This is a genomic window from Cupriavidus sp. LA-1 (assembly GCF_055385985.1).
In genome coordinates this window covers 1,549,192-1,570,431 of sequence record NZ_AP031387.1, presented here as the reverse complement: position 1 = coordinate 1,570,431, position 21,240 = coordinate 1,549,192, and the positions used below count along the sequence as shown (strand labels likewise).

Genomic DNA, 21,240 nt, shown 5'->3' with positions numbered 1-21,240 from the left:
GAAAACAGATCCTTTTTCAGAATCAGAATGCCGTGCCGATCTGGAACTGGAAGCGCTGAACCTTGTCGTTCACGTCCTTCTTCAGCGGGAAGCCCATGCTGATCTTGAGCGGCCCGATTGGCGACAGCCACGACATGCCGACGCCAGTCGAGTACTTCAGCTCGCTGAAGAGCAGCGGCTGGCCTTCCTGATAGACGTTGCCGAAGTCAAAGAACGTGAACAGGCGCAGCGTGCGGTCCACGCCCGAGCCTGGCAGCGGGAAGATGAATTCGACGTTGCCGATCATCTTGGAGGCGCCGCCCACCGGGTTGCCGTTCTGGTCCTTCGGACCCAGCGTGCTGGTCTGGTAGCCGCGCACCGAGCCGATACCGCCGGCGTAGAAGTACTTGAACACCGGGAACGGCGTATTGCCGTAGCCGTGGCCGTATGCGACTTCACCATTCAGTGCCAGCGTGAAGGACTTCGAGATCGGGTAGAAGTACTGCTGCTGCAAGCTGGCGCGGTAATACTGCGTATCGCCGCCCGGAACGCCGACTTCCAGGTTGGCCTGGGTGTACGGGCCCTTGGTCGGGACCAGCGCGCTGTCGCGGCGGTCACGTGCCCAGCCGATCGTGAACGGGATGTTGTTGATGCCGTCGCCGCTGCCCTTGCCGATCTTGCTGAGCCAGTTGGTGTACTGGCTCGGCGTGTTGACCGACGTAAACACCTGGGTCCGTTCATAACCGATGCCGAAGAACACCGTATCGACTTCCGAGAACGGCACGCCGAACTTGAAGCCGCCGCCCATCGACACGATCTTGTAGTCCTGGTCGCCCGTGTAGTACAGCGGGCGGGACGTACGGTAGTAGACGTCGGTCGAGCGGCTGATGCCGTCCACCGTGAAATACGGGTCGTACTGCGTCAGCGCGATGGTACGGAACGACTTGGCGGTGTTCACGTCCAGGCCCAGGCTGGTGCCCGAGCCGAACACGTTATCCTGGCGCAGGCCAGCCTGCAGCACCAGCTTGTCGGTGGACGAGAAGCCCACGCCCAGGCTGATCTGGCCGGTCGGCTTTTCAGTCACGTTGACGTTCACATCGACCTGGTCGGGCGCGCCCGGCACGTCCTCGGTGGTGATGTTGGTGTCGGTGAAGTAGCCGGTACGGTTGATACGCGCCTGCGACTGCGTCAGCTTCTCGCTGTCGAACCACGAGCTTTCCATCTGGCGCATCTCGCGGCGCACCACTTCGTCGCGGGTCTTGCTGTTGCCCACCACGTTGACGCGGCGCACATAGACACGACGGCCCGGGTCGACCATCAGGGTCAGCGCGACTTCACGCTTTTCCTTGTCGATCTGCGGTTGCGGGTTGATGGTCGTGAACGCGTAGCCGTAGGTGCCCAGCAGGTCGGTGATGGCCTTGGTGCTCTGCGTCAGCTTCTCGGACGAGAAAATATCGCCCTTCTTCAGCTGCAGCAGTTTGTCCATTTCGTCCTGCTTGCCCAGCAGCTCGCCCGCCAGGCGCACGTCGGATACCTTGTACTGGTCGCCTTCCTTGATGTTCAGGGTCAGGAAGATGTCCTTCTTGTCCGGCGTGATCGACACCTGGGTCGACTCGATCGCGAACTCGAGGTAGCCGCGGTTCAGGTAGAACGAGCGCAGCGCTTCCAGGTCGGCGGTCAGCTTCTGCTTCGAGTACAGGTCGTTCTTGGTGTACCAGGACAGCCAGTTCGGCGTGGACAGCTGCATCTCGTCGCGCAGCGTGCCTTCCTTGAAGGCCTTGTTGCCGACGATATTGATCTGGCGGATCTTGGCGACCGGGCCCTCGTCCACGTTGAACACGACCGAGACTCGGTTGCGGTCCACCGGCGTGATCGTGGTCTGCACGTCGGCGGCGTAGTAGCCGCGCGCGACGTACTGGCGCTTGAGCTCCTGCTCGGCCTTGTCGATCAGTGCCTTGTCGTAGTACCGGGCTTCGGCCACGCCGACGGCACGCAGCGAACGGCGCAGCGTGTCCTTGTCGAATTCCTTGATGCCGACGAATTCGAGCTGCGAGATCGCCGGCCGCTCTTCGACCTGGACCACCAGCACGCCTTCCTCGGCGCGGATCTGCACGTCCTTGAAGAAGCCGGTATTGTAGAGGGCACGGATGGCGTCGGCGCCTTTGTCGTCGGTGAAGGTTTCACCAACGCGCACTGGCAGGTAGCCAAACACGGTACCCGGTTCGACGCGTTGCAGTCCCTCAACGCGGATGTCCTTGACCACGAACGGATCGGCAGCCCAGCCCGCCGGGCTCCAGGCTGCAATAACGGCACTCGCCAGCAAGCCCAGCGAAATGCGCTTATGTCTGATCAATGTTGATCCCCTCTTTGATTCCATCCAGGATTGCGCTCCGATGCCTCATTGGACTGCGCCTGGCAAATGACGTCCCTGGCGACGGTGTCCGACGACACCACCGCCCCCTTGCCGACACACGTTTCTAGCCGTTCGCCAGAAACATTCGGCTGACGTCATTGAACAAAGCGAGCGAAGTCAGGAGCAAGATGCAGGCGATGCCAACCTTCTGCAGCATTGCCTGCCAGTGGTCTGGGACGGGCCGGCCAGTCAAAAATTCCACGCAATAATACAGCAAATGCCCCCCATCCAGAACCGGAATGGGTAACAAATTGAGTACGCCAAGGCTGACGCTGACCAGTGCCAGGAAGCTGACAAAGGCCTGCAGGCCAAGGTTGGCGGCGCGCCCGGCGTAGTCCGCCACGGTCAGCGGCCCGCTCAGGTTCTGCAGCGAAGCCTGCCCCACCAGCATCTTGCCCAGCAGCTTGAGCGACAGCGCGCTGGTGTCCCAGACCTGGCCGACCGCGCGCGCCAGCGCCTCGTCAGGACGGTAGCGCACGGTTTCCATCTGGACGGCCTGGCTCAGCGCCGCGCCCAGTTTGCCCGACGGCGCCGGGCTGGCGCCGCTCGCGTCCCTGGCGCCGTCCTTGGTCGCGGCGGTATCGAGGGTGACCGGCACGTCCAGGCGCTTGCCGTCGCGCTCGATGCCCAGGGTCACGCTCTGGCCCGGCTGGCTGCGCACCGCCTTGATCAGGGTGCCGGCCTGGGTGAGCGGGCTGCCCTGCCAGGCCACGATACGGTCGCCCTTTTTCAGTCCGGCGCGCTCGGCGGCCGAGTCCGGCAGCACCTCGGTAATCGTCACCGGCCCGCCTTTCAGGCTCAGGCCGAGCGTGGCCAGCGGATCCTGTTCCGGATTGCCCCCGGTATTGGGCAGGCGCGGCAGCGTCACGTCGCGCTCGGCCCCGTCGGCGCCGCGCACACGCAGCACCGCGCGGGCATCGCCAAAGCCTTCGGCAAAGACGGCCATGCGCAGGTCGTTCCAGGAACGCACCGCCTCGGTATGGCCGCCGGCGGTCAGCGACAACACCCGGTCGCCTTCGCGCACGCCGGCCTGCGCCGCCATGGTGCCGGCCGCGGGCGCGGCCACCACCGGCGCGGGCTCGCGCATGCCACCGGCGAACAAGGCGAAATACAGCACGATCGCCAGCGCAAAATTGGCCAGCGGGCCGGCTGCCACGATCACGAAGCGCTTGCCCACCGGCTGGCGGTTGAAGGCCCGCGGCAGCTCGGCCGGATCGATAGGCGCGTCGCGCTCGGGATCGATCTCGCGCTCGTCCAGCATCTTGACGTAGCCGCCCAGCGGAATCGCCGCCACCGTCCACTCGGTCCGGTCGCGGCCTTTCGAGATCCAGCGCAGCAGGGGCCGTCCGAAGCCAATGGAGAAACGCAGCACCTTCACGCCGCAGGCGCGCGCGGCAAGGTAGTGCCCCATTTCATGCACATAGATGAGCACGCACAGGGCAACGACGAAAGCGAGTACGGTTTGCATGAGGCGTCGGGACGTCGGTAACGATGGCTGGGCTGGCGCGCCGGCTCCGAAGGGACCGCAGCCAGCGTAAGCGCTATTGTCGCAGATGCGGCAGGCCGCCCCGCCGCTTTAGCGCACCGTTGCCCGCGCGGCCACGCCGGCGCGGGCCGCCTCGCGCGCCATGGCATCGGCCGCCAGCACGGCTTCAAGCGTATCCGCGGAGCCATTGGGTGATGCCTCAAGCACCTCACGGACGATGCCGGCAATATCGGTAAAGCGCACCCGGCCGTCCAGGAATGCCTCGACCGCCACTTCGTTGGCGGCATTGAGCACCGCGGGCGCCACGCCTGCGGCGCGCAGCGCGTCAAAAGCCAGCCCCAGGCACGGGAACCGCACCAGGTCCGGCTTCTCGAAGTGCAGGCCGCCGGCCACCGTCAGGTCGAGCGGCGTGACGCCGGCATCGATCCGGTCCGGGTACGCCAGGCCATAGGCAATCGGCGTGCGCATGTCCGGGTTGCCCAGCTGCGCCAGCACCGAGCCGTCGGTGTAGGCCACCATCGAATGCACGATGCTCTGTGGGTGGATCAGCACCTCGATGCGCTCGGCGGGAGCGGCAAACAGCCAGTGCGCCTCGATGACCTCGAGGCCCTTGTTCATCATCGTGGCCGAGTCGACCGAGATCTTGCGGCCCATGACCCAGTTGGGATGGGCACAGGCCTGGTCGGGGGAGATATCGTGCAGCGTGGCCGGGTCGCGCGTGCGGAACGGCCCGCCCGACGCGGTCAGCAGCACCTTGGCCACGCCGCGCCCATAGCGCGGATCATCGGCCGGCAGGCACTGGAAGATGGCATTGTGTTCGCTGTCGATCGGCAGCAGCGTGGCGCCGTGCTCACGCACCGCATCCATGAAGATGCGGCCGGACATGACCAGCGCTTCCTTGTTGGCCAGCAGCACGCGCTTGCCCGCGCGTGCCGCCGCCAGGGTCGGGCGCAGGCCGGCGGCGCCGACGATGGCGGCCATCACCGCATCGGTCTGCGCATCGGCCGCCACCGATTCCAGCGCGGCTTCGCCGTAGCTGACCTCGGTCTTCACGCCGGCGTCGCGCAGCAGCATTTCCAGTTCACGCGCCGCCTCGGCCGTCCCCACCACGGCGCGCGCCGGGCGGAACTCGATGCACTGGTCGGCCAGCTTGCGTACCTGCCGGTGGGCGGTCAGCGCATGCGCCGCGTAGCGGTCAGGATGGCGCCTGATCACGTCCAGAGTGCTTTCGCCGATGGAGCCGGTGGCGCCGAGAATGGTAATGCAATGCATAGCAGACGGCTTCAGAGAAAAATGAGCATCAGGGCGGCCAGCGGGAACACCGGCAGCAAGGCGTCGATACGGTCCAGCACACCGCCATGCCCGGGCAACAGCCGGCTGCTGTCCTTCATGCCGACCTGGCGCTTGAGCAGCGATTCGAACAGGTCGCCGACCACGCTCGCCGCGACCAGCAGCGTGGTCAGCACCGCCACGTAGGCCAGGCCGCCACGGTCGCCGGCGCGATCGCCCATCGCCGAGAACCACGTCGGTGCAAAGGCATGGGTGGCGCCCAGCGCCAGGCCGATCACCAGCGCCAGCAACCAGCCGCCGATGGCGCCCTCCCAGGACTTGCCCGGGCTGATGCCAGGCGCCAGCTTGCGCCGGCCGATGGCCTTGCCGGTGAAATACGCGCCGATATCGGCCGCCCACACCAGCACGGCCGCGGTCAGCAGCACGCCGATGCCGGCACCGCGCAGGATCATGGTGGCATGGGCGAAGGCGGGCAGCATCACCAGGCCCAGCACCGCGCCCAGCGCCGTGAACGCCGGCGTCGCGGTACGCACGCCGCGTGCCAGCAGCATCACCGCCACGCCCCAGCACACCACCGCCGCTTCCAGCAACCAGGTCGTGGCGTGGCGCAGCGGCAGGTCATGCCAGGCAATGGCGGCGATCAGGCAGGCCAGCGCATAGACATAGGGCCACGGCCCGCGCAGCCCGATCAGGCGGCCGAATTCCCAGCCGCCCAGCAGCACGATCACGCCAACCAGCCCGGCCAGCGCCGCGGGCGGCGCCAGGAACAGGATCGGCAGGATCAGCAGCAACAGGCACAGGGCAGTGATGACGCGGGTGAGGAGCATGCGCTGCAAGTCCCGTGAGAGGTTGGAGTAACCAGGCTCAGGCCGTACCCGAAAGTCCCGGAGCAACCAGCTGCGCGCTGGTGCGGCCAAAACGGCGTTCGCGATGGCGGTACGAGGCAAAGGCCTTGTCGAGTTCCGCGGCGTCGAAGTCCGGCCAGAAAACGTCGGTGAAATACAGCTCGGAATAGGCCAGCTGCCACAGCAGGAAATTGCTGATGCGCTGTTCGCCGCCGGTGCGGATGAACAGGTCCGGCTCAGGCGCGTAGGCCATCGCCAGGTGCGGCGCCAGCATCGATTCGTCGATCGATGCCGGGTCCAGCATGGGCGAGCGCGCCAGCATCTTGCGCATGGCTTGCAGCAGGTCCCAGCGCCCACCGTAGTTGGCGGCGATGGTCACGGTCAGGCCGGTATTGCCGGCGGTGCGTGCCTCGGCATCGCGGATCATTTGCTGGATGCGCGGGCTGAAGCGGCTCAGGTCGCCAACCACCCGCAGGCGGATGTTGTTGGCGTGCATCTTCACCACTTCGCGCCGCAGCGCCATCATGAACAGCCGCATCAGGAACGAGACCTCGTCGACCGGACGGCGCCAGTTCTCGGAGCTGAACGCGAACAGCGTCAGGTACTGAACGCCCCGGGCGGCACTGGCTTCCACCACCGCGCGCACCGCGTCCAGCCCCCGGGTATGCCCGGCAACGCGCGGCAGGTGCCGCTGGGTCGCCCAGCGGCCGTTGCCATCCATGATGATGGCAACGTGGCGGGGCACGTAGGAGGTATCGGGAACGTCGAGCGTTGAACTGATGTGCTGCATGATGGCAGACGGTCACTGACTGTCCCGGCTATGCCGGGACAGGGTCAGACCGTCATGATCTCCTTCTCTTTCTCGGCGACCATCTTGTCGATCTCGGCCACGTACTTGTCGGTCAGCTTCTGCACGTCGTCCTGGCCGCGGCGCTCGTCGTCCTCGGAGATGGTCTTGTCCTTGACCAGCTTCTTGAACTGCTCGTTGGCATCGCGGCGCAGATTGCGCACGGCAATCTTGGCGCCTTCGGCCTCGCCCTTGACGACCTTGGTCAGCTCCTTGCGGCGCTCTTCGGTCAGTGCCGGCATCGGCACGCGGATCACCTCGCCCATGGTGGCCGGGTTCAGGCCCAGGTCGCAGTCGCGGATGGCCTTCTCGACCGCGCCCACCATCTTCTTTTCCCAGGGCTGCACCGAAATGGTACGCGCATCGGCCAGTCCGACCGCCGCAACCTGGCTGATCGGCACCATCGAGCCGTAGTAGTCCACCTGGACATGGTCGAGCAGGCCGGTGTGGGCACGGCCAGTGCGGATCTTCGCCAGATCGGCCTTGAAGGCTTCGATCGACTTCTGCATTTTCTGCTCGACGCTCTTCTTTGTGTCGGCGACGCTCATTTTTACCTCCGGAAATCAGCCAACCATGATCCCGCTGGGGGATCGAAAATGAATCATTCTACTCTTTGCCCGGCCGGATACCAGCGCGGCGGCGCAGCATCCGTTGCCGGACTCACACATGCACCAGGGTACCCTCGTCCTCGCCCAGGATCACCCGCTTGAGCGCGCCCGGCTTGACGATCGAGAACACCTTGATCGGCAGCTTCTGGTCGCGGCACAGCGCGAAGGCGGTGGCGTCCATCACCTGCAGGTTGCGGGAGATGGCCTCGTCGAACGTGATGGTGGTGTAGCGCGTGGCGCTGGGGTCCTTCTTCGGGTCGGCGGTGTACACACCGTCCACCTTGGTGGCCTTCAGCACGATCTCGGCCCCGATCTCGGAGCCACGCAGCGCGGCGGCGGTATCGGTGGTGAAGAACGGGTTGCCGGTGCCGGCGGCGAAGATCACCACCTTGCCCTCTTCCAGCTGGCGGATCGCGCGCGGGCGAATATAGGGCTCGACCACCTGGTCCATGCGCAGCGCGGACTGCACGCGGCCCTCGATATTGGCGTGGCGCATCGCGTCCTGCAGCGCCAGCGCGTTCATCATGGTGGCCAGCATGCCCATGTAGTCGGCCGTGGCGCGGTCCATGCCGGCGGCGCCGCCCGCGACGCCGCGGAAGATGTTGCCGCCGCCGATGACCACCGCCACCTGCACGCCGAGCTTCACGATCTCGGCAATGTCGTTCACCATCGCTTCGATGGTGGAGCGGTTGATGCCGAAGGCATCTTCGCCCATCAGGGCTTCACCGGACAGTTTCAGAAGGACGCGCTTGTAGGCTGGCATGTTCACCCTCGGACAGGAGCAGATCGCTCGGTTGAGACAATCTTGAGACGTATGTTTTGGCACCGGCGGCACGGATCATCGTGCCGCCGGCGGAAGAAAGCCGGTTTTCGTGGTACCCCGGCCTGCGCCTGGACCACCACGAAAACAGGCTGCTGCAGCGCAGCGCGACTTTCGCCGCGCCCCACTACTTGTGCAGAGGGGCACCTTACGGCGCCCCTGCGGCATTATAGGCGCCCGGACCAGCCCGAATGGGCAGTCCGCGGCGCCCCGGACATCAGCCCTTCTGGGCAGCGGCCACCTGGGCGGCCACTTCAGCGGCGAAGTCGTCCTGCTTCTTCTCGATGCCTTCGCCCACCACGAACAGGGTGAAACCCTTCACGGTCGTGTTGGCGGCCTTCAGCATCTGCTCAACCGTCTGCTTGTCGTTCTTCACGAACGGCTGGTTGAACAGCGAGACTTCCTTCAGGTACTTCTGCACCGAACCCTCGACCATCTTGGCGACGATCTCGGCCGGCTTGCCCGACTCGGCAGCCTTCTGCTCGGCGATGCTGCGCTCCTTGGCGATCAGGTCGGCGGGGACCTGTTCGGCGGACAGCGACACCGGCTTCATGGCAGCCACGTGCATGGCCACGTCCTTGGCGGCGGCTTCGTCGCCGTCGAACTCGACCATCACGCCGATGCGGGTGCCGTGCAGGTACGAAACCAGCTTGCCGCCGTTGGCGTAGCGGGCAAAGCGGCGGATCGTCAGGTTCTCGCCGATCTTGCCGATCAGGGCGGTACGGGTGGCTTCGACGCTCACGCCGTCGATTTCCAGCGCGGCCAGGGCAGCCACGTCGGCCGGGTTCTGCTTGGCGATCAGTTCAGCGATCTTGGCCGAGAAGGCCAGGAAGTCGTCGTTCTTGGAGACGAAATCGGTCTCGCAGTTCAGTTCGACCAGCACGCCGTTGGTGCCGTCGATGAACGACGCGACCACGCCTTCGGCGGTCACGCGCGAGGCGGCCTTGCTGGCCTTGTTGCCCAGCTTGACGCGCAGCAGCTCTTCGGCCTTGTTCAGGTCGCCGTCGGCCTCGGTCAGGGCCTTCTTGCATTCCATCATCGGCGCGTCGGTCTTCGCGCGCAGTTCTGCAACCATGCTTGCGGTAATTGCCGCCATTTGTCACTCCTTGAATGGTTCGCGCCGGCTGCCGTCAGTCGCCCGCGGCACCCGGTCGGTGGGTCTACAGCACACCCGCGGCAGATGCTGCCTGCGGCGGATGACAACAATTCAATATTCAAAAAAAGGGGGCGCCAGATGTGCCCCCTTTTTTATTGCCCTTCCTGCCGGCTGCCGGCGTACCCCGGCTTTCGCCTTGCACGCAGCCCGTCGTAACGGGCTGCAAGCGTTGCTTGCCTGTCTGGTGACGATGCGCGCTATCGGTTCCTTTCCGGCAACGGGGCGGCGGGCAATCAGCCTTCCTGCACTTCGACGAATTCGTCGTCGCCGCGGGCGGCTTCAACCACTTCCTGCACCGCATTGGCACGGCCTTCCAGGATCGCGTCGGCCACGCCACGCACGTACAGGGCCACGGCCTTGCTCGAGTCGTCGTTGCCCGGGATCACGTAGTCGATGCCTTCCGGCGAGTGGTTGGTATCCACCACGCCGATCACCGGCACGCCCAGCTTGTTGGCTTCGGTCACGGCAATCTTGTGGTAGCCGACGTCGACCACGAAGATCGCGTCCGGCACGCCGCCCATGTCCTTGATGCCGCCGATCGACTTTTCCAGCTTCAGCATCTCGCGCTCGAACATCAGCGCTTCCTTCTTGCTCATGGTTTCCAGCGCGCCGGCTTCCTTGGCGGCTTCCATGTCCTTCAGGCGCTTGATCGAGGTCTTGACCGTCTTGAAGTTGGTCAGCATGCCGCCGAGCCAGCGGGCGTCGACGTAGGGCATGCCGGCACGGCCAGCTTCTTCAGCCAGGATTTCGCGCGACTGGCGCTTGGTGCCCACGAAAAGGATGGTGCCGCGATTGGCTGCCAGCTGACGCACGTACTTCATTGCGTCCTGGAACATCGGCAACGTCTTTTCGAGGTTGATGATGTGGATCTTGTTGCGATGGCCGAAGATGAAGGGGGCCATCTTCGGGTTCCAGAAGCGGGTCTGGTGGCCAAAGTGGCAACCGGCTTCCAGCATTTCGCGCATGGTAACGGACATGTAAATCTCCATAGGGTTAGGTCTGAAGCCCGCCCCGACATTCCTGAAAAGGAACACCCCGGATAGGCGGGCCAGCGATTTCAAACGACAGCAGGAAAATCCTGCAAAATAGCCGAGCTGGCGGGTGCAATGCTGCGCCGCAACCAGATCAGCCCGCTATTGTAGCAACAAAAGTGCCGCCCGCTCAAGCCGCCCCCTGGGGCCGCCCGGCGCCCCGCCGGCCCGCGAACCCGGCTGAACGCGGCCCCGCATAAGCTGCGGTCTGGTCCCGATGGTGCGATAATCCCACATTGATCTTTCGATTCCGGCGCGGCCAGTGGCCTCGCCATCACTTTTTGGCGACGCAGCATGAGCATTTACCTGAACACCGCCGAAGACATCGCCCAGATGCGCGTGGCTTGCCGCCTTGCCTCCGAAGTCCTCGACTACATCACGCCCTTCGTGCAGCCGGGCGTCACCACCGGCGAACTGGACCGCCTGTGCCACGCCTATATGCGTGACGTGCAAGGCACCGTGCCGGCGCCGCTGAACTATGCGCCACCGGGCTACCCGCCCTTCCCCGGCGCGATCTGCACCTCGGTCAACGACGTGATCTGCCACGGCATCCCCGGTGAGCGCGTGCTCAAGAGCGGCGATGCCATCAACCTGGACATCACCGTCATCACCAAGGAAGGCTACTACGGCGACACCAGCCGCATGTTCATCGTCGGCGAGGGCTCGATCCTGGCCAAGCGCCTGGCGCAGGTGACGTATGAATGCATGTGGAAGGGCATCGCACAGGTTCGCAACGGCGCCCGCCTGGGCGACATCGGCCATGCCATCCAGGTGCACGCCGAAGCCGCCGGCTACAGCGTGGTGCGCGAGTACTGCGGCCACGGCATCGGCAAGAACTTCCACGAAGACCCGCAGATCCTGCACTACGGCCGCCCCGGCACCGGCACCGAAATCAAGGCCGGCATGATCTTCACGGTGGAGCCGATGATCAACGCCGGCAAGCGCGATATCCGCACCATGCCCGACCAGTGGACGGTGAAGACCCGCGACCGCAGCCTGTCGGCGCAGTGGGAGCACACGGTGCTGGTTACCGAGACCGGCTACGAAGTGCTGACGGTGTCGGCCGGCACGCCGGCCCCGCCGGCCTTCGCCACCGATTCCGTGGCGGCCTGAAGCCGCACTGAAGCCAGGGGCGCCTGACCGGGCGCCCTTCTTTTTCCAGCCGTGCCCACGAACCTTTCCGCGACCCCCATGGACACCACGCCGGAACTGCTGCTGGCCGCGCGCGTGCGCGACAAGCTCAAAGCCGACAAGCAGGCGCTGTTTGCCGCCTTCAACGCCAGCGCCAACGTCGGCACGCTGATCACGCGGCTGCGCCGCGCGGTCGACGCCGCGCTGATCGAGGCGTGGCGCGGACTGGAAATGCCCGCGGGCGCGGCACTGGTGGCGGTGGGCGGCTACGGCCGCGGCGAACTGTTCCCGTATTCGGACGTCGACGTGCTGCTGTTGCTGCCCGCCGAGCCCGACCGCGACACCGCCAGCCGGCTGGAGCGCTTTATCGGCCTGTGCTGGGACCTGGGCCTGGAGATCGGCTCGGCCGTGCGCACGGTGGACGACTGCGTGCGCGAATCGCGCCAGGACGTCACCATCCAGACCTCCCTGCTGGAAGCGCGGCTGCTGACCGGCAACCGCAAGCTGTTCGACGCGCTGCGCACCCGCTACCAGGCCGACATGGACCCGGCCGCCTACTTCCAGGCCAAGCTGCTGGAAATGCGCCAGCGCCACGCCAAGTACCAGGACACGCCCTACTCGCTCGAGCCCAACTGCAAGGAAAGCCCCGGCGGCCTGCGCGACCTGCAGGTGATCCTGTGGATGACCAAGGCCGCGGGCCTGGGCGACAGCTGGAAAGAACTGTTCGAGAAGGGCCTGCTCACGCGCCGGGAAGCCCAGGAACTGGCCCGCAACGAGCGCCTGCTGAAGACCATCCGCGCGCGCCTGCACCTGGTGGCAGGGCGCCGCCAGGACGTGCTGGTGTTCGACCTGCAGACCGCGCTGGCCGAGTCCTTCGGATACCGGCAGAACGCCAACAAGCGCGCCAGCGAACAGCTGATGCGCCGCTACTACTGGGCCGCCAAGGCGGTCACGCAGCTCAACAGCGTGCTGCTGCTCAATATCGAGGCGATGCTGTTCCCGAGCGAGTCGCAGGTGACGCGCGTGCTCAACGAGCGCTTTGTCGAGCGCCAGGGCATGCTGGAAATCACCAGCGACGACGTGTACGAGCGCGATCCCCACGCCATCCTGGAAACCTTCCTGCTGTACGAGCGCACCCCCGGCGTGAAGGGCCTGTCGCCGCGCACGCTACGCGGGCTCTACAACGCGCGCACGGTGATGAACGCAACCTGGCGCAACGACCCCGAGAACCGGCGCCTGTTCCTGGCGATCGTGCAGGAGCCGCAGGGCATCACTCACGCGCTGCGCCTGATGAACCAGACCAGCGTGCTGGGCCGCTACCTGATCAACTTCCGGCACATCGTCGGCCAGATGCAGCACGACCTGTTCCACGTCTATACCGTGGACCAGCACATCCTGATGGTGGTGCGCAACATGCGCCGCTTCGCCATCGTCGAGCACACCCACGAGTTCCCGTTCTGCAGCCAGCTGATGGCCAGCTTCGACAAGCCCTGGGTGCTGTCGGTGGCGGCGCTGTTCCACGACATCGCCAAGGGCCGCGGCGGCGACCACTCGAAGCTCGGCACCGTCGATGCGCGCCGCTTCTGCAAGCAGCACGGCATTGCGCGCGAGGACACCGACCTGATCTGCTGGCTGGTCGAGCACCACCTCACCATGAGCCATGTGGCGCAGAAGCAGGACCTGACCGACCCGGAAGTGGTCCACGCCTTCGCGCGCCTGGTCGGCAACGAACGCTACCTGACCGCGCTCTACCTGCTGACCGTGGCCGATATCCGCGGCACCAGCCCCAAGGTGTGGAATGCGTGGAAGGGCAAGCTGCTGGAAGACCTGTACCACATCACCCTGCGCGTGCTGGGCGGCGCGCGCGTGGATTCGCATTCACTGTGGTCGCAGCGCAAGGAAGACACCATCTCCGAGCTGCGCCTGAAGGCATTCGACCCGGCGCTGGGCAAGTCCTTGTGGGCGCAACTCGACGTGGCCTTCTTCCTGCGCCACGATTCGCACGATATCGCCTGGCTCACGCGTCACCTGTACAACAAGGTCGACAGCCCCACGCCGGTGGTCAAGGCGCGCGTCTCGCCCGCCGGCGAAGGCCTGCAGGTGGCGGTCTACGTCAAGGACCAGCCCGACCTGTTCGCGCGCATCTGCGGCTACTTCGAGCGCAAGGCGTTCTCGATCCAGGACGCCAAGATCCACACCACGCGGCACGGCTACGCGCTGGACACGTTCCAGGTCACCGACCCGGGCATGGCCGGCGACGGCGGCAACTACCGCGACATCATCGCGCTGGTCGAGCACGAACTGTGCGACCGCCTGCATCAGCAGGGCGCCCTGCCCGAGCCCACGCAGGGACGGCTGTCGCGCCAGTCGCGCAGCTTCCCGATCAAGCCGCGCGTCGACCTGCGCCCGGACGAGCGCGGCCAGTATTACCTGCTGTCGCTGTCCGCCAACGACCGCACCGGCCTGCTGTACGCCATCGCCCGCGTACTGGCACGGCATCGCGTGTCCGTGCATACGGCACGCATCAACACCCTGGGCGAACGCGTCGAAGACGTGTTCCTGGTCGACGGCAGCCGCCTGGCCGCCGACAACCGATTGCAGATTCAGCTTGAACAGGACTTGCTCGCCGCCCTCGCCATCTGAGGCGGGCGGGCAGCATCAACATATGACCGACAGCAATTCGCCGAAGCGCAAGACGCTAGGCATCAAGGCCGCCAGCGACACCGGCACGGCCGCGCGCAAGACCGGCACCCGCCCCGTGCGCGTGTCCGACCTGAACCGCAAGCGCGTGCAGGCCGTCTCCGAAGGCATCAAGCGCGCCCAACAGCGCGCCGGCGGCAAGACTGGCGGCCGTCCGGCCCAGGGCGAACCGCAAGCCGGCGCCGGCGAGCCGCGCAAGCCCCGCGCGCCGCGTCCCGCTGACGGTGAACGCCAGGCACGTCCGCGCCGCCCCGAAGGTGGCGAGGCACGCCCGCGCCGGTTTGAAGGCGGCGAATCGCGCCCGCCGCGCCGCTTTGGCGACGACGACAACCGTCCCCGCCGTTATGGCGACGATCGCGGCGAGGCACGCCCGCGCCGGTTTGAAGGCGGCGAGTCGCGCCCGCCGCGCCGCTTCGGCGATGACGACAACCGTCCCCGCCGCACTGGCGACGATCGCGGCGAGGCACGCCCGCGCCGCTTCGAAGGCAGCGACTCGCGCCCGCCGCGCCGCTTCGGCGACGATGACAACCGTCCCCGCCGCACTGGCGACGATCGCGGCGAGGCCCGTCCGCGCCGTTTCGAAGGCGGCGAATCGCGCCCGCCGCGCCGCTTCGGCGATGACGACAACCGTCCCCGCCGCACCGGCGACGATCGCGGCGAGGCCCGTCCGCGCCGTTTCGAAGGCGGCGAATCGCGCCCGCCGCGCCGCTTCGGCGATGACGACAACCGTCCCCGCCGCACCGGCGACGATCGCGGCGAGGCCCGTCCGCGCCGTTTCGAAGGCGGCGAGTCGCGCCCGCCGCGCCGCTTCGGCGATGACGACAACCGTCCCCGCCGCACCGGCGACGATCGCGGCGAGGCCCGTCCGCGCCGTTTCGAAGGCAGCGAATCGCGCCCGCCGCGCCGCTATGGCGATGACGAGAACCGTCCCCGCCGCTTCGAAGGCGCCGACTCGCGTCCGCGCCGCTATGGCGATGATGACAAGCGCCCGCGCCCCGCGCCGTCGGGTGAGCGCCGCCGCGAAGGCACCGCGCCGGCACGCCGCTTCAGCGACGCCGCCGACCGCGTCCGCACTGCCGGCCCGGCACGCCAGCAGGCACCGGCCGCGCGCCAGGAAAAGCTCGCCCCCGCCCGCGCCGAGTCCAGCCACGACGACGGCCTGGTGCGCCTGTCCAAGCGCATGTCCGAACTGGGCCTGTGCTCGCGCCGCGAGGCTGACGAATGGATCCCGCACGGCTGGGTGCTGGTCGACGGCAAGCCCGTGACCGAACTGGGCAGCCGCATCCGCCCCGACGCCGAGATCGAAATCATGCAGGAAGCGCGCTCGGAACAAGGCGAGCGCGTCACGGTGCTGCTGAACAAGCCGGTAGGCTACGTCTCCGGCCAGGCCGAAGACGGCTACGAGCCCGCCGCGGTGCTGTTCACCGCCGAGAACCAGTGGGAAGGCGACGCCACGCGCAAGCGCTTTGCCCCGTGGCAACGCAAGAGCCTGGCCCCCGCCGGCCGCCTCGATATCGACTCGACCGGCCTGCTGGTGCTGACGCAGGACGGCCGCGTCGCGCGCGCGCTGATCGGCGAAGATTCGACTGTCGAGAAGGAATACCTGGTGCGCGTGGTCTGGCACTCGCCGCAGGGTCCGGTCGAGCGCAACATCAGCGCGGAATTCCCCGCCGATGATCTGGAACTGCTGCGCCACGGCCTGTCGCTGGACGGCGTGCCGCTCAAGCCGGCCAAGGTGAGCTGGCAGAACGAGGAGCAACTGCGCTTCGTGCTGCGCGAAGGCCGCAAGCGCCAGATCCGTCGGATGTGCGAGCAGGTCGGGCTGCAGGTGGTGGGCCTGAAGCGCGTGCGCATGGGACGTGTCGTGCTGGGGGACCTGCCGCCGGGCAAGTGGCGGTTCCTGGGGCAGTTTGAGAAGTTCTAATGTGAAGGGCGGCCGGAATGGCCGCCCTTTTTGGTTAACGCGACCGTGCGCGCTGACTGCTCCTGGATTCCGCCCGGCCTGCCATTGGAGCGGACCCACATCAGGTCCTTCAATCGCGCATTCCGCGCCCTGCATTCTCGATCTCCGGCGGAAACTTCGGCTCCACGCAGAGCAGCATCGCAATCCAATGTAGAAGTGCCCGCAGCAAGTCGAACGGCGCTAGTGCAGGAAGGATCAGCCACCACAGCGGACCACCGTGAATCAGGCGCTCGGGATAGAGGTAAAACATATTGAGCAGCGAATACTGCGGCCAGGCGCCCTTCCACAAGCGCGGGAATGGCTTCGGCACGATGTCCGGACCTTCCTCCATATAGCGGCGGATGTACTCCCACCAGGCTCGCCCCTTGGCGGCGTTGCCCGCTGGCCGGCCAACGAATACGAGGCCCAGTGCCTTGCGCGCCTCAACATCGAGCCACCCCATAATCAGGCGCCCGCTACCGCAGTTCGCCTCAGCTTCGCTCACAGGAACTGGGGACATGGCCGCCTTGTTATCTAAAGTGGCCTGCGTTGAGTCCCAGTTGAATCGCTTGATGCCCCCGGCAAATTGGGGGGTATGAAGGTACACCTTTCGTGTAATGCGGTTGAATCGAATCAGTATTCTGCGGCTTGAAGTAGTCCTTGCGCAGAAGAGGCATTGCTATCCTTCTGAAAAGCCATAGTAGAAACATCAGCATTCCGCCAACAAACGGAATACCTATATACGTCGACATATCGTTAGGTGCACCGCTAGCACTGGAGCCCCGAATCACATCGCGCATCACAAGACAGAACATGAAAGTGACAAACAACAATAGAGCAATAGGAATGATCGCCGTCGCAAAACCCAGAAGACCCCGCTGCGCCTCGAACTGCCCGCACACCTCGAGAAAGACTTCGTTCTTCTGGTAGACGGAATAGTTGCTAATCGCCCGATCTGACGCACGCTCACCAAGAGGCATCCCCCCCGCGACCGATTCATCGTCCTTGAGGTAGAACCCTGCCTCCATACCTTCGTTGATTGCCTCCTCAACCCACATCAAAGGCTCCTTACCAATGCAAGATCAAACGCCTTCATTTCCTCATCCAGGCTCAAATACGAATTTCCCGCATCCTTGTCGTGAACAACAGTCCCCCAAAATCCGCCGTATTCCGCTTTTGACTTTCTGAACTTGCAGCGCGTCAACCACACCTGCAGTAAATTGTCCGACACGCCCAAAACAGCTAGCTCACCTATTTGCTCAACAATCAAGGCCCAACCCACAAAGCCCATTACGGCCTCTGCCGCGACGCGCACAGTCGCCTTTACACCGAAGATCACCGCTTCAGCAGCTGCGCGCCTAGCCACCGCGACCCCCAATTCGGCTACAGCTCTTCCAGACCAACCCTCACCAATGATCATGCCGATTCTCTGGAGCAACGGGCCACTGTACAAGACGCCGATATAACCGGAGCCCACAGCGGCAACAGCGTTCAGCGCAGCTTTACTCATCAGAAAGTAGGCTGCGTAACGGCGATCACTCTGAAATGCAGCGTTTGCATCGATGCCGCTTTCAATTGCCATGACTCCTGCCGAGAATGCTCCCAACACACCGCTAGGGAAAGACTGATTTAATCAGCGCGGCAGTCATCGTTGACTGGCGTGCAAGCGTTGTCATGTGCATGCCCACGATATGAGTCGGAGATGAAGCGACAGATCAGTTTTGCGGAAGCCGAGAGCCACGGCAAGAAGCGGGTGACGCGACGCGAGCGCTTCCTGACGGAGATGGAGAGTTTGGTGCCGTGGTCGCGCCTGATTGAGGCGGTCGAGCCGTACTACCCCAAGGGAAAACGTGGACGGCCGCCGATCGGTCTGGAGCGGATGCTGCGCATCTACTTCCTCCAGCAGTGGTACGGGCTGTCGGACGAGGCGCTGGAAGACGCGCTGTACGACAGCATGGCGATGCGGGCATTTGCCGGGATCGACTTGGCGGTCGAAGCGGTGCCAGACGCGACCACGCTGCTGAAGTTTCGCCGCCTGCTCGTCGAGCATGAACTGACGCGAAAGCTGTTTGACGAGATCGGCATCATGCTGTGCGAGCGGGGGCTGATGATGAAGGAAGGCACGATTGTGGATGCCACCATCATCGAGGCGCCACCATCGACCAAGAACAAGGAGAAGAGCCGCGACCCGGAGATGCACCAGACCAAGAAGGGTAATGAATGGCACTTTGGCATGAAGGCGCATCTCGGCGTGGATGCGACTTCGGGGCTGGTGCACAGCGTGGTGGGCACGGCGGCCAACGAGTCGGATGTGTCGCAGGCGCATGCCTTGCTGCATGGCTACGAAGAGCACGCGTTTGGCGACGCGGGCTACACGGGCGTGGACAAGCGCAAGGAGATGCAAGGCAAGTCCGTGAAGTGGCACGTGGCCGTCAAGCGCGGCAAGATTAAGGCAATGCGTGACGGTGCGGTCAAGGACTTGCTGATCGCTGTCGAGCGGGCCAAGGCCCAGATTCGGGCGCGGGTCGAGCATCCGTTCCACGTCATCAAGAATCTGTTTGGTCATCGCAAGGTTCGCTACAAGGGCCTGGTCAAGAACACGGCACAGTTGTTCAGCCTGTTTGGTCTGGCGAATCTGGTGCTCGGCAGGAAGCTGTTGTTGGCCTCACAGGGGAGCAATCCGTCCTGAGCGCGCAAAGCGCGCCAGAAATGGTGCCAAACGAGAGAAAAATGGCTTGAATCGGCCCATCTCTCCCGCGTTGCGAAAACCGAAATCCTTGGCTTGTGCAACATCAAGCGCAAACCTCATTGATCAGCGATTCCCTAGACAACATCAAATGCTCAAACCACGCCGACGCCGACTTGACCACCTTGCTGAAGTTCGCAACGGATACCGAAATAGCAGCCGCCGTCGACGCGCAAGCGGCGTACAGCTCCCAGTTCTCCCGGCTGCCACGCAACTTGCCGTCCGCCGCGTTGTACTTGCGCACGAGATTCCAACTCTCTATCGCCGCCAGGACGACGCCAAACCGCATCGCCACAAACTCGCTCCTGTTCGCGGCCATCGCGTTCTTGAGCGCCTCGCGCTGTCGCTGCGCCTCAGCGACGGATAGCTGGCGTTGAAGATGCCGATCACGGCATCGGCCGATCCCTGCAGGAACGCCCTGGCGCCGCCGCGCATGTACAGGACAAAGGCATACAGCTTGTCCACTGCCGCGCTCGTCGTGGTGAACGCTGCCTGGCCCAAGGTGGAGACGAACAAGGCACCGCCCAGCAGCTTGGCCGGCGCGCCGGCAGCTAGTGCCGGTACGCGTCCGTTCTCAGCCAGTTGCGCAATGGCATTCGACTTATCCATCACGCCGACGGTGTTCGCCACCATTTGTTGCAGGACGGCGGTGTCGACGTCAGCCTTATCTTTTAGCTTGCTCGCGGCCTTCCTGAATTCTTCGATGGCCGCCTTCTGATTGAACAGCATCTGCCGGATCAGCAGGTTGGCGTTCGTCGCTTCGGCGTCCCGCGCCCAATCACGCAGCAGCGCTTCACCGCCCTTTGACGTCGCCAGCGCATATGTGCATAGCGACGCCTGGTATTCAAACAGCAAGCCGCATTCGATATTGTCCGAGTGGTAATGTTCGAATGCGCTGGTCAGCGCCCAGCTGGTCAACCACGCCTTGAGATCGGCGAAGCGCTTCTCGACGTCCGCAAACCAAGGGGCGAGTTTTGCCTCCACCGTCCGGACGGCCATCGCCCGCTTCTCTTCGTCGTAGCACGACACATAGCGTCCCCAGGCCGACTCCTGGTTGCGCTTCACCCAACTCTGCGGATCGCGCTGCCATGTCAGATACTCCGGATTGATGCCAACCTTGCTCAGGAGCACGGGATTGGTAGGCAGCTTCTGCGGCGGTATGGCAGCCTGGCTCATCACACGCTGCTTCAGCCCCACGATCCGCGAGGATGTCTCCAGTTCCCACTCGTGTGGCTTCATCGCCTGGCGCAATTGCACATCCAGCGAGCGATGGCGGAAGTTCAGCTCCTGCGTGATGCCGATCGCGTCCCACAGCACGAATGCCGGGCTCTTCATTTCCCCGAGCCTCTTGACCAGTGCCGTCAGCCGCTGCTGGTGCGGGTCGAAGCGGGGAGACTTTTCACCGGGACCGCCCATCAACGGGAACAATTGCTGTGTAAAAGGTGCCCGGCCGGCGATCTTGGGGTCGCTGACCGATATCGTGCCCATGCCGTCCGTATTGAGCTTGAACTCGGCTACCCATTGCTGCAGCTCCTGCGCCGCAAGCACATGGGGCTGCCCGCGCCAGTTGTGCGCGGGCAGCGCCTGCATGCCGCGCCTGTCCTTCTCCCGCTGCTCCAGAATCTCGACCGCCAGCACGTCGGGAGAGAACAGCACATGGATCGACCTGACCTGCTCGATCCGTTCAATCGCGACGAATGAAGCGCCCACGCCGTCCGTTGCCAGATCGCACGTAAACACCGGCGGCACAGGGAGTGGATTGCCAATCGGGAAGCTGACCAGCATCCCGCCAGCCGTCACCGCATAAGCCTGCCACTGTGGACTGCATCCCTTGCGCTCGACCAGCACGTATACGAAGCCTTCGCGCAGCATGCGTACGGTGTAATGCGACGTGACGAGTTTCTTGTCCGCCACGCCTTCGCCGAGCGGGTATGCCAGCGCGGGCCACATCGACGCGTGGGCTGCGTCCACGCCACACACGACCGCGTAGCGCAGGGGCAGGAACTTGAAACCCTCAGGCTTGCAGAACGTGCAGTCCTTCTTTCCCGTCGATGTCTTCGACGGGGCCATCAATCGGATCGTCTTGTTGATTTGCTGTGGGGTAATCATGCGCCAACGGTCTCCGGCTTAAGGTCCTTCAAACCACCAACGGTGCAGTGGCAGTAGCCGCCGCAAGGTAACCGTTATTCGTTGAGGCCGGAATCCCTCTTCGTCAAATATGGCGCTCTATTGAAGTCAATAGAAAT

Annotated in this window: 18 protein-coding genes; 4 read left to right on the top strand and 14 right to left on the bottom strand. The window is 64.8% G+C overall.

The genetic code is table 11. The features are described 5' to 3' along the window. Positions 1 to 22: 22 nt before the first annotated feature. The 9 genes from bamA to rpsB all read right to left on the bottom strand — a co-directional run bounded on the left by bamA (position 23) and on the right by rpsB (position 10,421). The gene (gene bamA / locus ACZ5MJ_RS07455) at positions 23 to 2,356 is read right to left on the bottom strand and encodes an outer membrane protein assembly factor BamA (RefSeq protein ID WP_464223190.1); all 2,334 of its coding nucleotides are present in this window, start codon (positions 2,354 to 2,356) and stop codon (positions 23 to 25) included. A gap of 100 nt (positions 2,357 to 2,456) precedes the next feature. Then, positions 2,457 to 3,860, bottom strand: a complete 1,404-nt coding sequence (rseP, locus tag ACZ5MJ_RS07450; protein ID WP_464223189.1) for an RIP metalloprotease RseP — start codon at positions 3,858 to 3,860, stop codon at positions 2,457 to 2,459. Positions 3,861 to 3,968: 108 nt separating this feature from the next. Further along, positions 3,969 to 5,150 carry a 1-deoxy-D-xylulose-5-phosphate reductoisomerase gene (gene ispC / locus ACZ5MJ_RS07445; RefSeq protein WP_464223188.1) on the bottom strand — a complete coding sequence of 394 codons (1,182 nt, stop codon included), beginning with the start codon at positions 5,148 to 5,150 and terminating at the stop codon, positions 3,969 to 3,971. Between the two features lie 11 nt (positions 5,151 to 5,161). Next, on the bottom strand, positions 5,162 to 5,995 hold the full coding sequence (locus ACZ5MJ_RS07440; protein ID WP_464223187.1) for a phosphatidate cytidylyltransferase: 834 nt from the start codon (positions 5,993 to 5,995) through the stop codon (positions 5,162 to 5,164). A gap of 37 nt (positions 5,996 to 6,032) precedes the next feature. After that, positions 6,033 to 6,803: an isoprenyl transferase gene (locus ACZ5MJ_RS07435; RefSeq protein ID WP_464223186.1), complete on the bottom strand. Its 771-nt coding sequence runs from the start codon at positions 6,801 to 6,803 to the stop codon at positions 6,033 to 6,035. A 44-nt stretch (positions 6,804 to 6,847) separates the two neighbouring features. After that, positions 6,848 to 7,408, bottom strand: a complete 561-nt coding sequence (gene frr / locus ACZ5MJ_RS07430; protein ID WP_464223185.1) for a ribosome recycling factor — start codon at positions 7,406 to 7,408, stop codon at positions 6,848 to 6,850. 112 nt (positions 7,409 to 7,520) lie between these two features. Then, a complete protein-coding gene (gene pyrH / locus ACZ5MJ_RS07425; protein ID WP_013956959.1) occupies positions 7,521 to 8,231 on the bottom strand; it encodes a UMP kinase in 711 nt (236 codons plus the stop codon). Positions 8,232 to 8,505: 274 nt separating this feature from the next. Continuing rightward, entirely contained in the window at positions 8,506 to 9,384 is an 879-nt protein-coding gene (gene tsf / locus ACZ5MJ_RS07420) for a translation elongation factor Ts (protein ID WP_464223184.1), read from the bottom strand. Between the two features lie 293 nt (positions 9,385 to 9,677). Then, positions 9,678 to 10,421 carry a 30S ribosomal protein S2 gene (rpsB, locus tag ACZ5MJ_RS07415; protein WP_464223183.1) on the bottom strand — a complete coding sequence of 248 codons (744 nt, stop codon included), beginning with the start codon at positions 10,419 to 10,421 and terminating at the stop codon, positions 9,678 to 9,680. Between the two features lie 348 nt (positions 10,422 to 10,769). Here rpsB and map point away from each other — a divergent pair, with 348 nt between their 5' ends. From map to ACZ5MJ_RS07400, 3 genes are all read left to right on the top strand, one after another. Beyond that, positions 10,770 to 11,588 (top strand): type I methionyl aminopeptidase, encoded by an 819-nt coding sequence (gene map / locus ACZ5MJ_RS07410; RefSeq protein WP_432260097.1) that lies wholly within the window; start codon positions 10,770 to 10,772, stop codon positions 11,586 to 11,588. 78 nt (positions 11,589 to 11,666) lie between these two features. Then, complete coding sequence (locus ACZ5MJ_RS07405) at positions 11,667 to 14,249, top strand: [protein-PII] uridylyltransferase (protein ID WP_464223182.1); 2,583 nt, start codon at positions 11,667 to 11,669, stop codon at positions 14,247 to 14,249. 22 nt (positions 14,250 to 14,271) lie between these two features. Continuing rightward, positions 14,272 to 16,230 carry a pseudouridine synthase gene (locus tag ACZ5MJ_RS07400; RefSeq protein ID WP_464223181.1) on the top strand — a complete coding sequence of 653 codons (1,959 nt, stop codon included), beginning with the start codon at positions 14,272 to 14,274 and terminating at the stop codon, positions 16,228 to 16,230. Between the two features lie 109 nt (positions 16,231 to 16,339). Here the strand turns inward: ACZ5MJ_RS07400 and ACZ5MJ_RS07395 are convergent, their stop codons facing one another. From ACZ5MJ_RS07395 to ACZ5MJ_RS07385, 3 genes are read right to left on the bottom strand one after another with little or no spacing between them, the layout of a single operon-like run. Further along, positions 16,340 to 16,855, bottom strand: coding sequence for a DUF6708 domain-containing protein (locus ACZ5MJ_RS07395; protein WP_464223180.1), 516 nt, complete (start codon positions 16,853 to 16,855; stop codon positions 16,340 to 16,342). After that, the gene (locus tag ACZ5MJ_RS07390) at positions 16,779 to 17,306 is read right to left on the bottom strand and encodes a hypothetical protein (RefSeq protein ID WP_464223179.1); all 528 of its coding nucleotides are present in this window, start codon (positions 17,304 to 17,306) and stop codon (positions 16,779 to 16,781) included. Before ACZ5MJ_RS07390 ends, ACZ5MJ_RS07395 begins: the two co-directional genes overlap by 77 nt. Next, positions 17,306 to 17,830 carry a hypothetical protein gene (locus tag ACZ5MJ_RS07385; protein ID WP_464223178.1) on the bottom strand — a complete coding sequence of 175 codons (525 nt, stop codon included), beginning with the start codon at positions 17,828 to 17,830 and terminating at the stop codon, positions 17,306 to 17,308. The genes ACZ5MJ_RS07390 and ACZ5MJ_RS07385 overlap by 1 nt, the downstream gene beginning before the upstream one ends. 120 nt (positions 17,831 to 17,950) lie before the next feature. Between ACZ5MJ_RS07385 and ACZ5MJ_RS07380 the strand changes: the two genes are divergently transcribed. After that, positions 17,951 to 18,937: an IS5 family transposase gene (locus ACZ5MJ_RS07380; RefSeq protein ID WP_464222743.1), complete on the top strand. Its 987-nt coding sequence runs from the start codon at positions 17,951 to 17,953 to the stop codon at positions 18,935 to 18,937. A 103-nt stretch (positions 18,938 to 19,040) separates the two neighbouring features. Here ACZ5MJ_RS07380 and ACZ5MJ_RS07375 read toward each other — a convergent pair whose 3' ends face one another. After that, positions 19,041 to 19,289, bottom strand: coding sequence for a hypothetical protein (locus tag ACZ5MJ_RS07375; RefSeq protein ID WP_464223177.1), 249 nt, complete (start codon positions 19,287 to 19,289; stop codon positions 19,041 to 19,043). Next, positions 19,253 to 21,103 carry a T6SS effector BTH_I2691 family protein gene (locus ACZ5MJ_RS07370; protein WP_464223176.1) on the bottom strand — a complete coding sequence of 617 codons (1,851 nt, stop codon included), beginning with the start codon at positions 21,101 to 21,103 and terminating at the stop codon, positions 19,253 to 19,255. The genes ACZ5MJ_RS07375 and ACZ5MJ_RS07370 overlap by 37 nt, the downstream gene beginning before the upstream one ends. Between the last annotated feature and the right edge of the window lie 137 nt (positions 21,104 to 21,240).

What these genes read in the sequence shown, in the direction of transcription:
- rseP (WP_464223189.1), bottom strand. Translation starts at nt 3,860, where the DNA reads ATGCAAACCGTACTCGCTTTCGTCGTTGCCCTGTGCGTGCTCATCTAT.
- pyrH (WP_013956959.1), bottom strand. Translation starts at nt 8,231, where the DNA reads ATGCCAGCCTACAAGCGCGTCCTTCTGAAACTGTCCGGTGAAGCCCTG.
- ACZ5MJ_RS07405 (WP_464223182.1), top strand. Translation starts at nt 11,667, where the DNA reads ATGGACACCACGCCGGAACTGCTGCTGGCCGCGCGCGTGCGCGACAAG.
- ACZ5MJ_RS07400 (WP_464223181.1), top strand. Translation starts at nt 14,272, where the DNA reads ATGACCGACAGCAATTCGCCGAAGCGCAAGACGCTAGGCATCAAGGCC.
- tsf (WP_464223184.1), bottom strand. Translation starts at nt 9,384, where the DNA reads ATGGCGGCAATTACCGCAAGCATGGTTGCAGAACTGCGCGCGAAGACC.
- ACZ5MJ_RS07370 (WP_464223176.1), bottom strand. Translation starts at nt 21,103, where the DNA reads ATGATTACCCCACAGCAAATCAACAAGACGATCCGATTGATGGCCCCG.
- ACZ5MJ_RS07440 (WP_464223187.1), bottom strand. Translation starts at nt 5,995, where the DNA reads ATGCTCCTCACCCGCGTCATCACTGCCCTGTGCCTGTTGCTGCTGATC.
- ACZ5MJ_RS07435 (WP_464223186.1), bottom strand. Translation starts at nt 6,803, where the DNA reads ATGCAGCACATCAGTTCAACGCTCGACGTTCCCGATACCTCCTACGTG.
- rpsB (WP_464223183.1), bottom strand. Translation starts at nt 10,421, where the DNA reads ATGTCCGTTACCATGCGCGAAATGCTGGAAGCCGGTTGCCACTTTGGC.
- ACZ5MJ_RS07390 (WP_464223179.1), bottom strand. Translation starts at nt 17,306, where the DNA reads ATGTGGGTTGAGGAGGCAATCAACGAAGGTATGGAGGCAGGGTTCTAC.
- ACZ5MJ_RS07385 (WP_464223178.1), bottom strand. Translation starts at nt 17,830, where the DNA reads ATGGCAATTGAAAGCGGCATCGATGCAAACGCTGCATTTCAGAGTGAT.
- map (WP_432260097.1), top strand. Translation starts at nt 10,770, where the DNA reads ATGAGCATTTACCTGAACACCGCCGAAGACATCGCCCAGATGCGCGTG.
- ACZ5MJ_RS07380 (WP_464222743.1), top strand. Translation starts at nt 17,951, where the DNA reads ATGAAGCGACAGATCAGTTTTGCGGAAGCCGAGAGCCACGGCAAGAAG.
- bamA (WP_464223190.1), bottom strand. Translation starts at nt 2,356, where the DNA reads ATGGAATCAAAGAGGGGATCAACATTGATCAGACATAAGCGCATTTCG.
- ispC (WP_464223188.1), bottom strand. Translation starts at nt 5,150, where the DNA reads ATGCATTGCATTACCATTCTCGGCGCCACCGGCTCCATCGGCGAAAGC.
- frr (WP_464223185.1), bottom strand. Translation starts at nt 7,408, where the DNA reads ATGAGCGTCGCCGACACAAAGAAGAGCGTCGAGCAGAAAATGCAGAAG.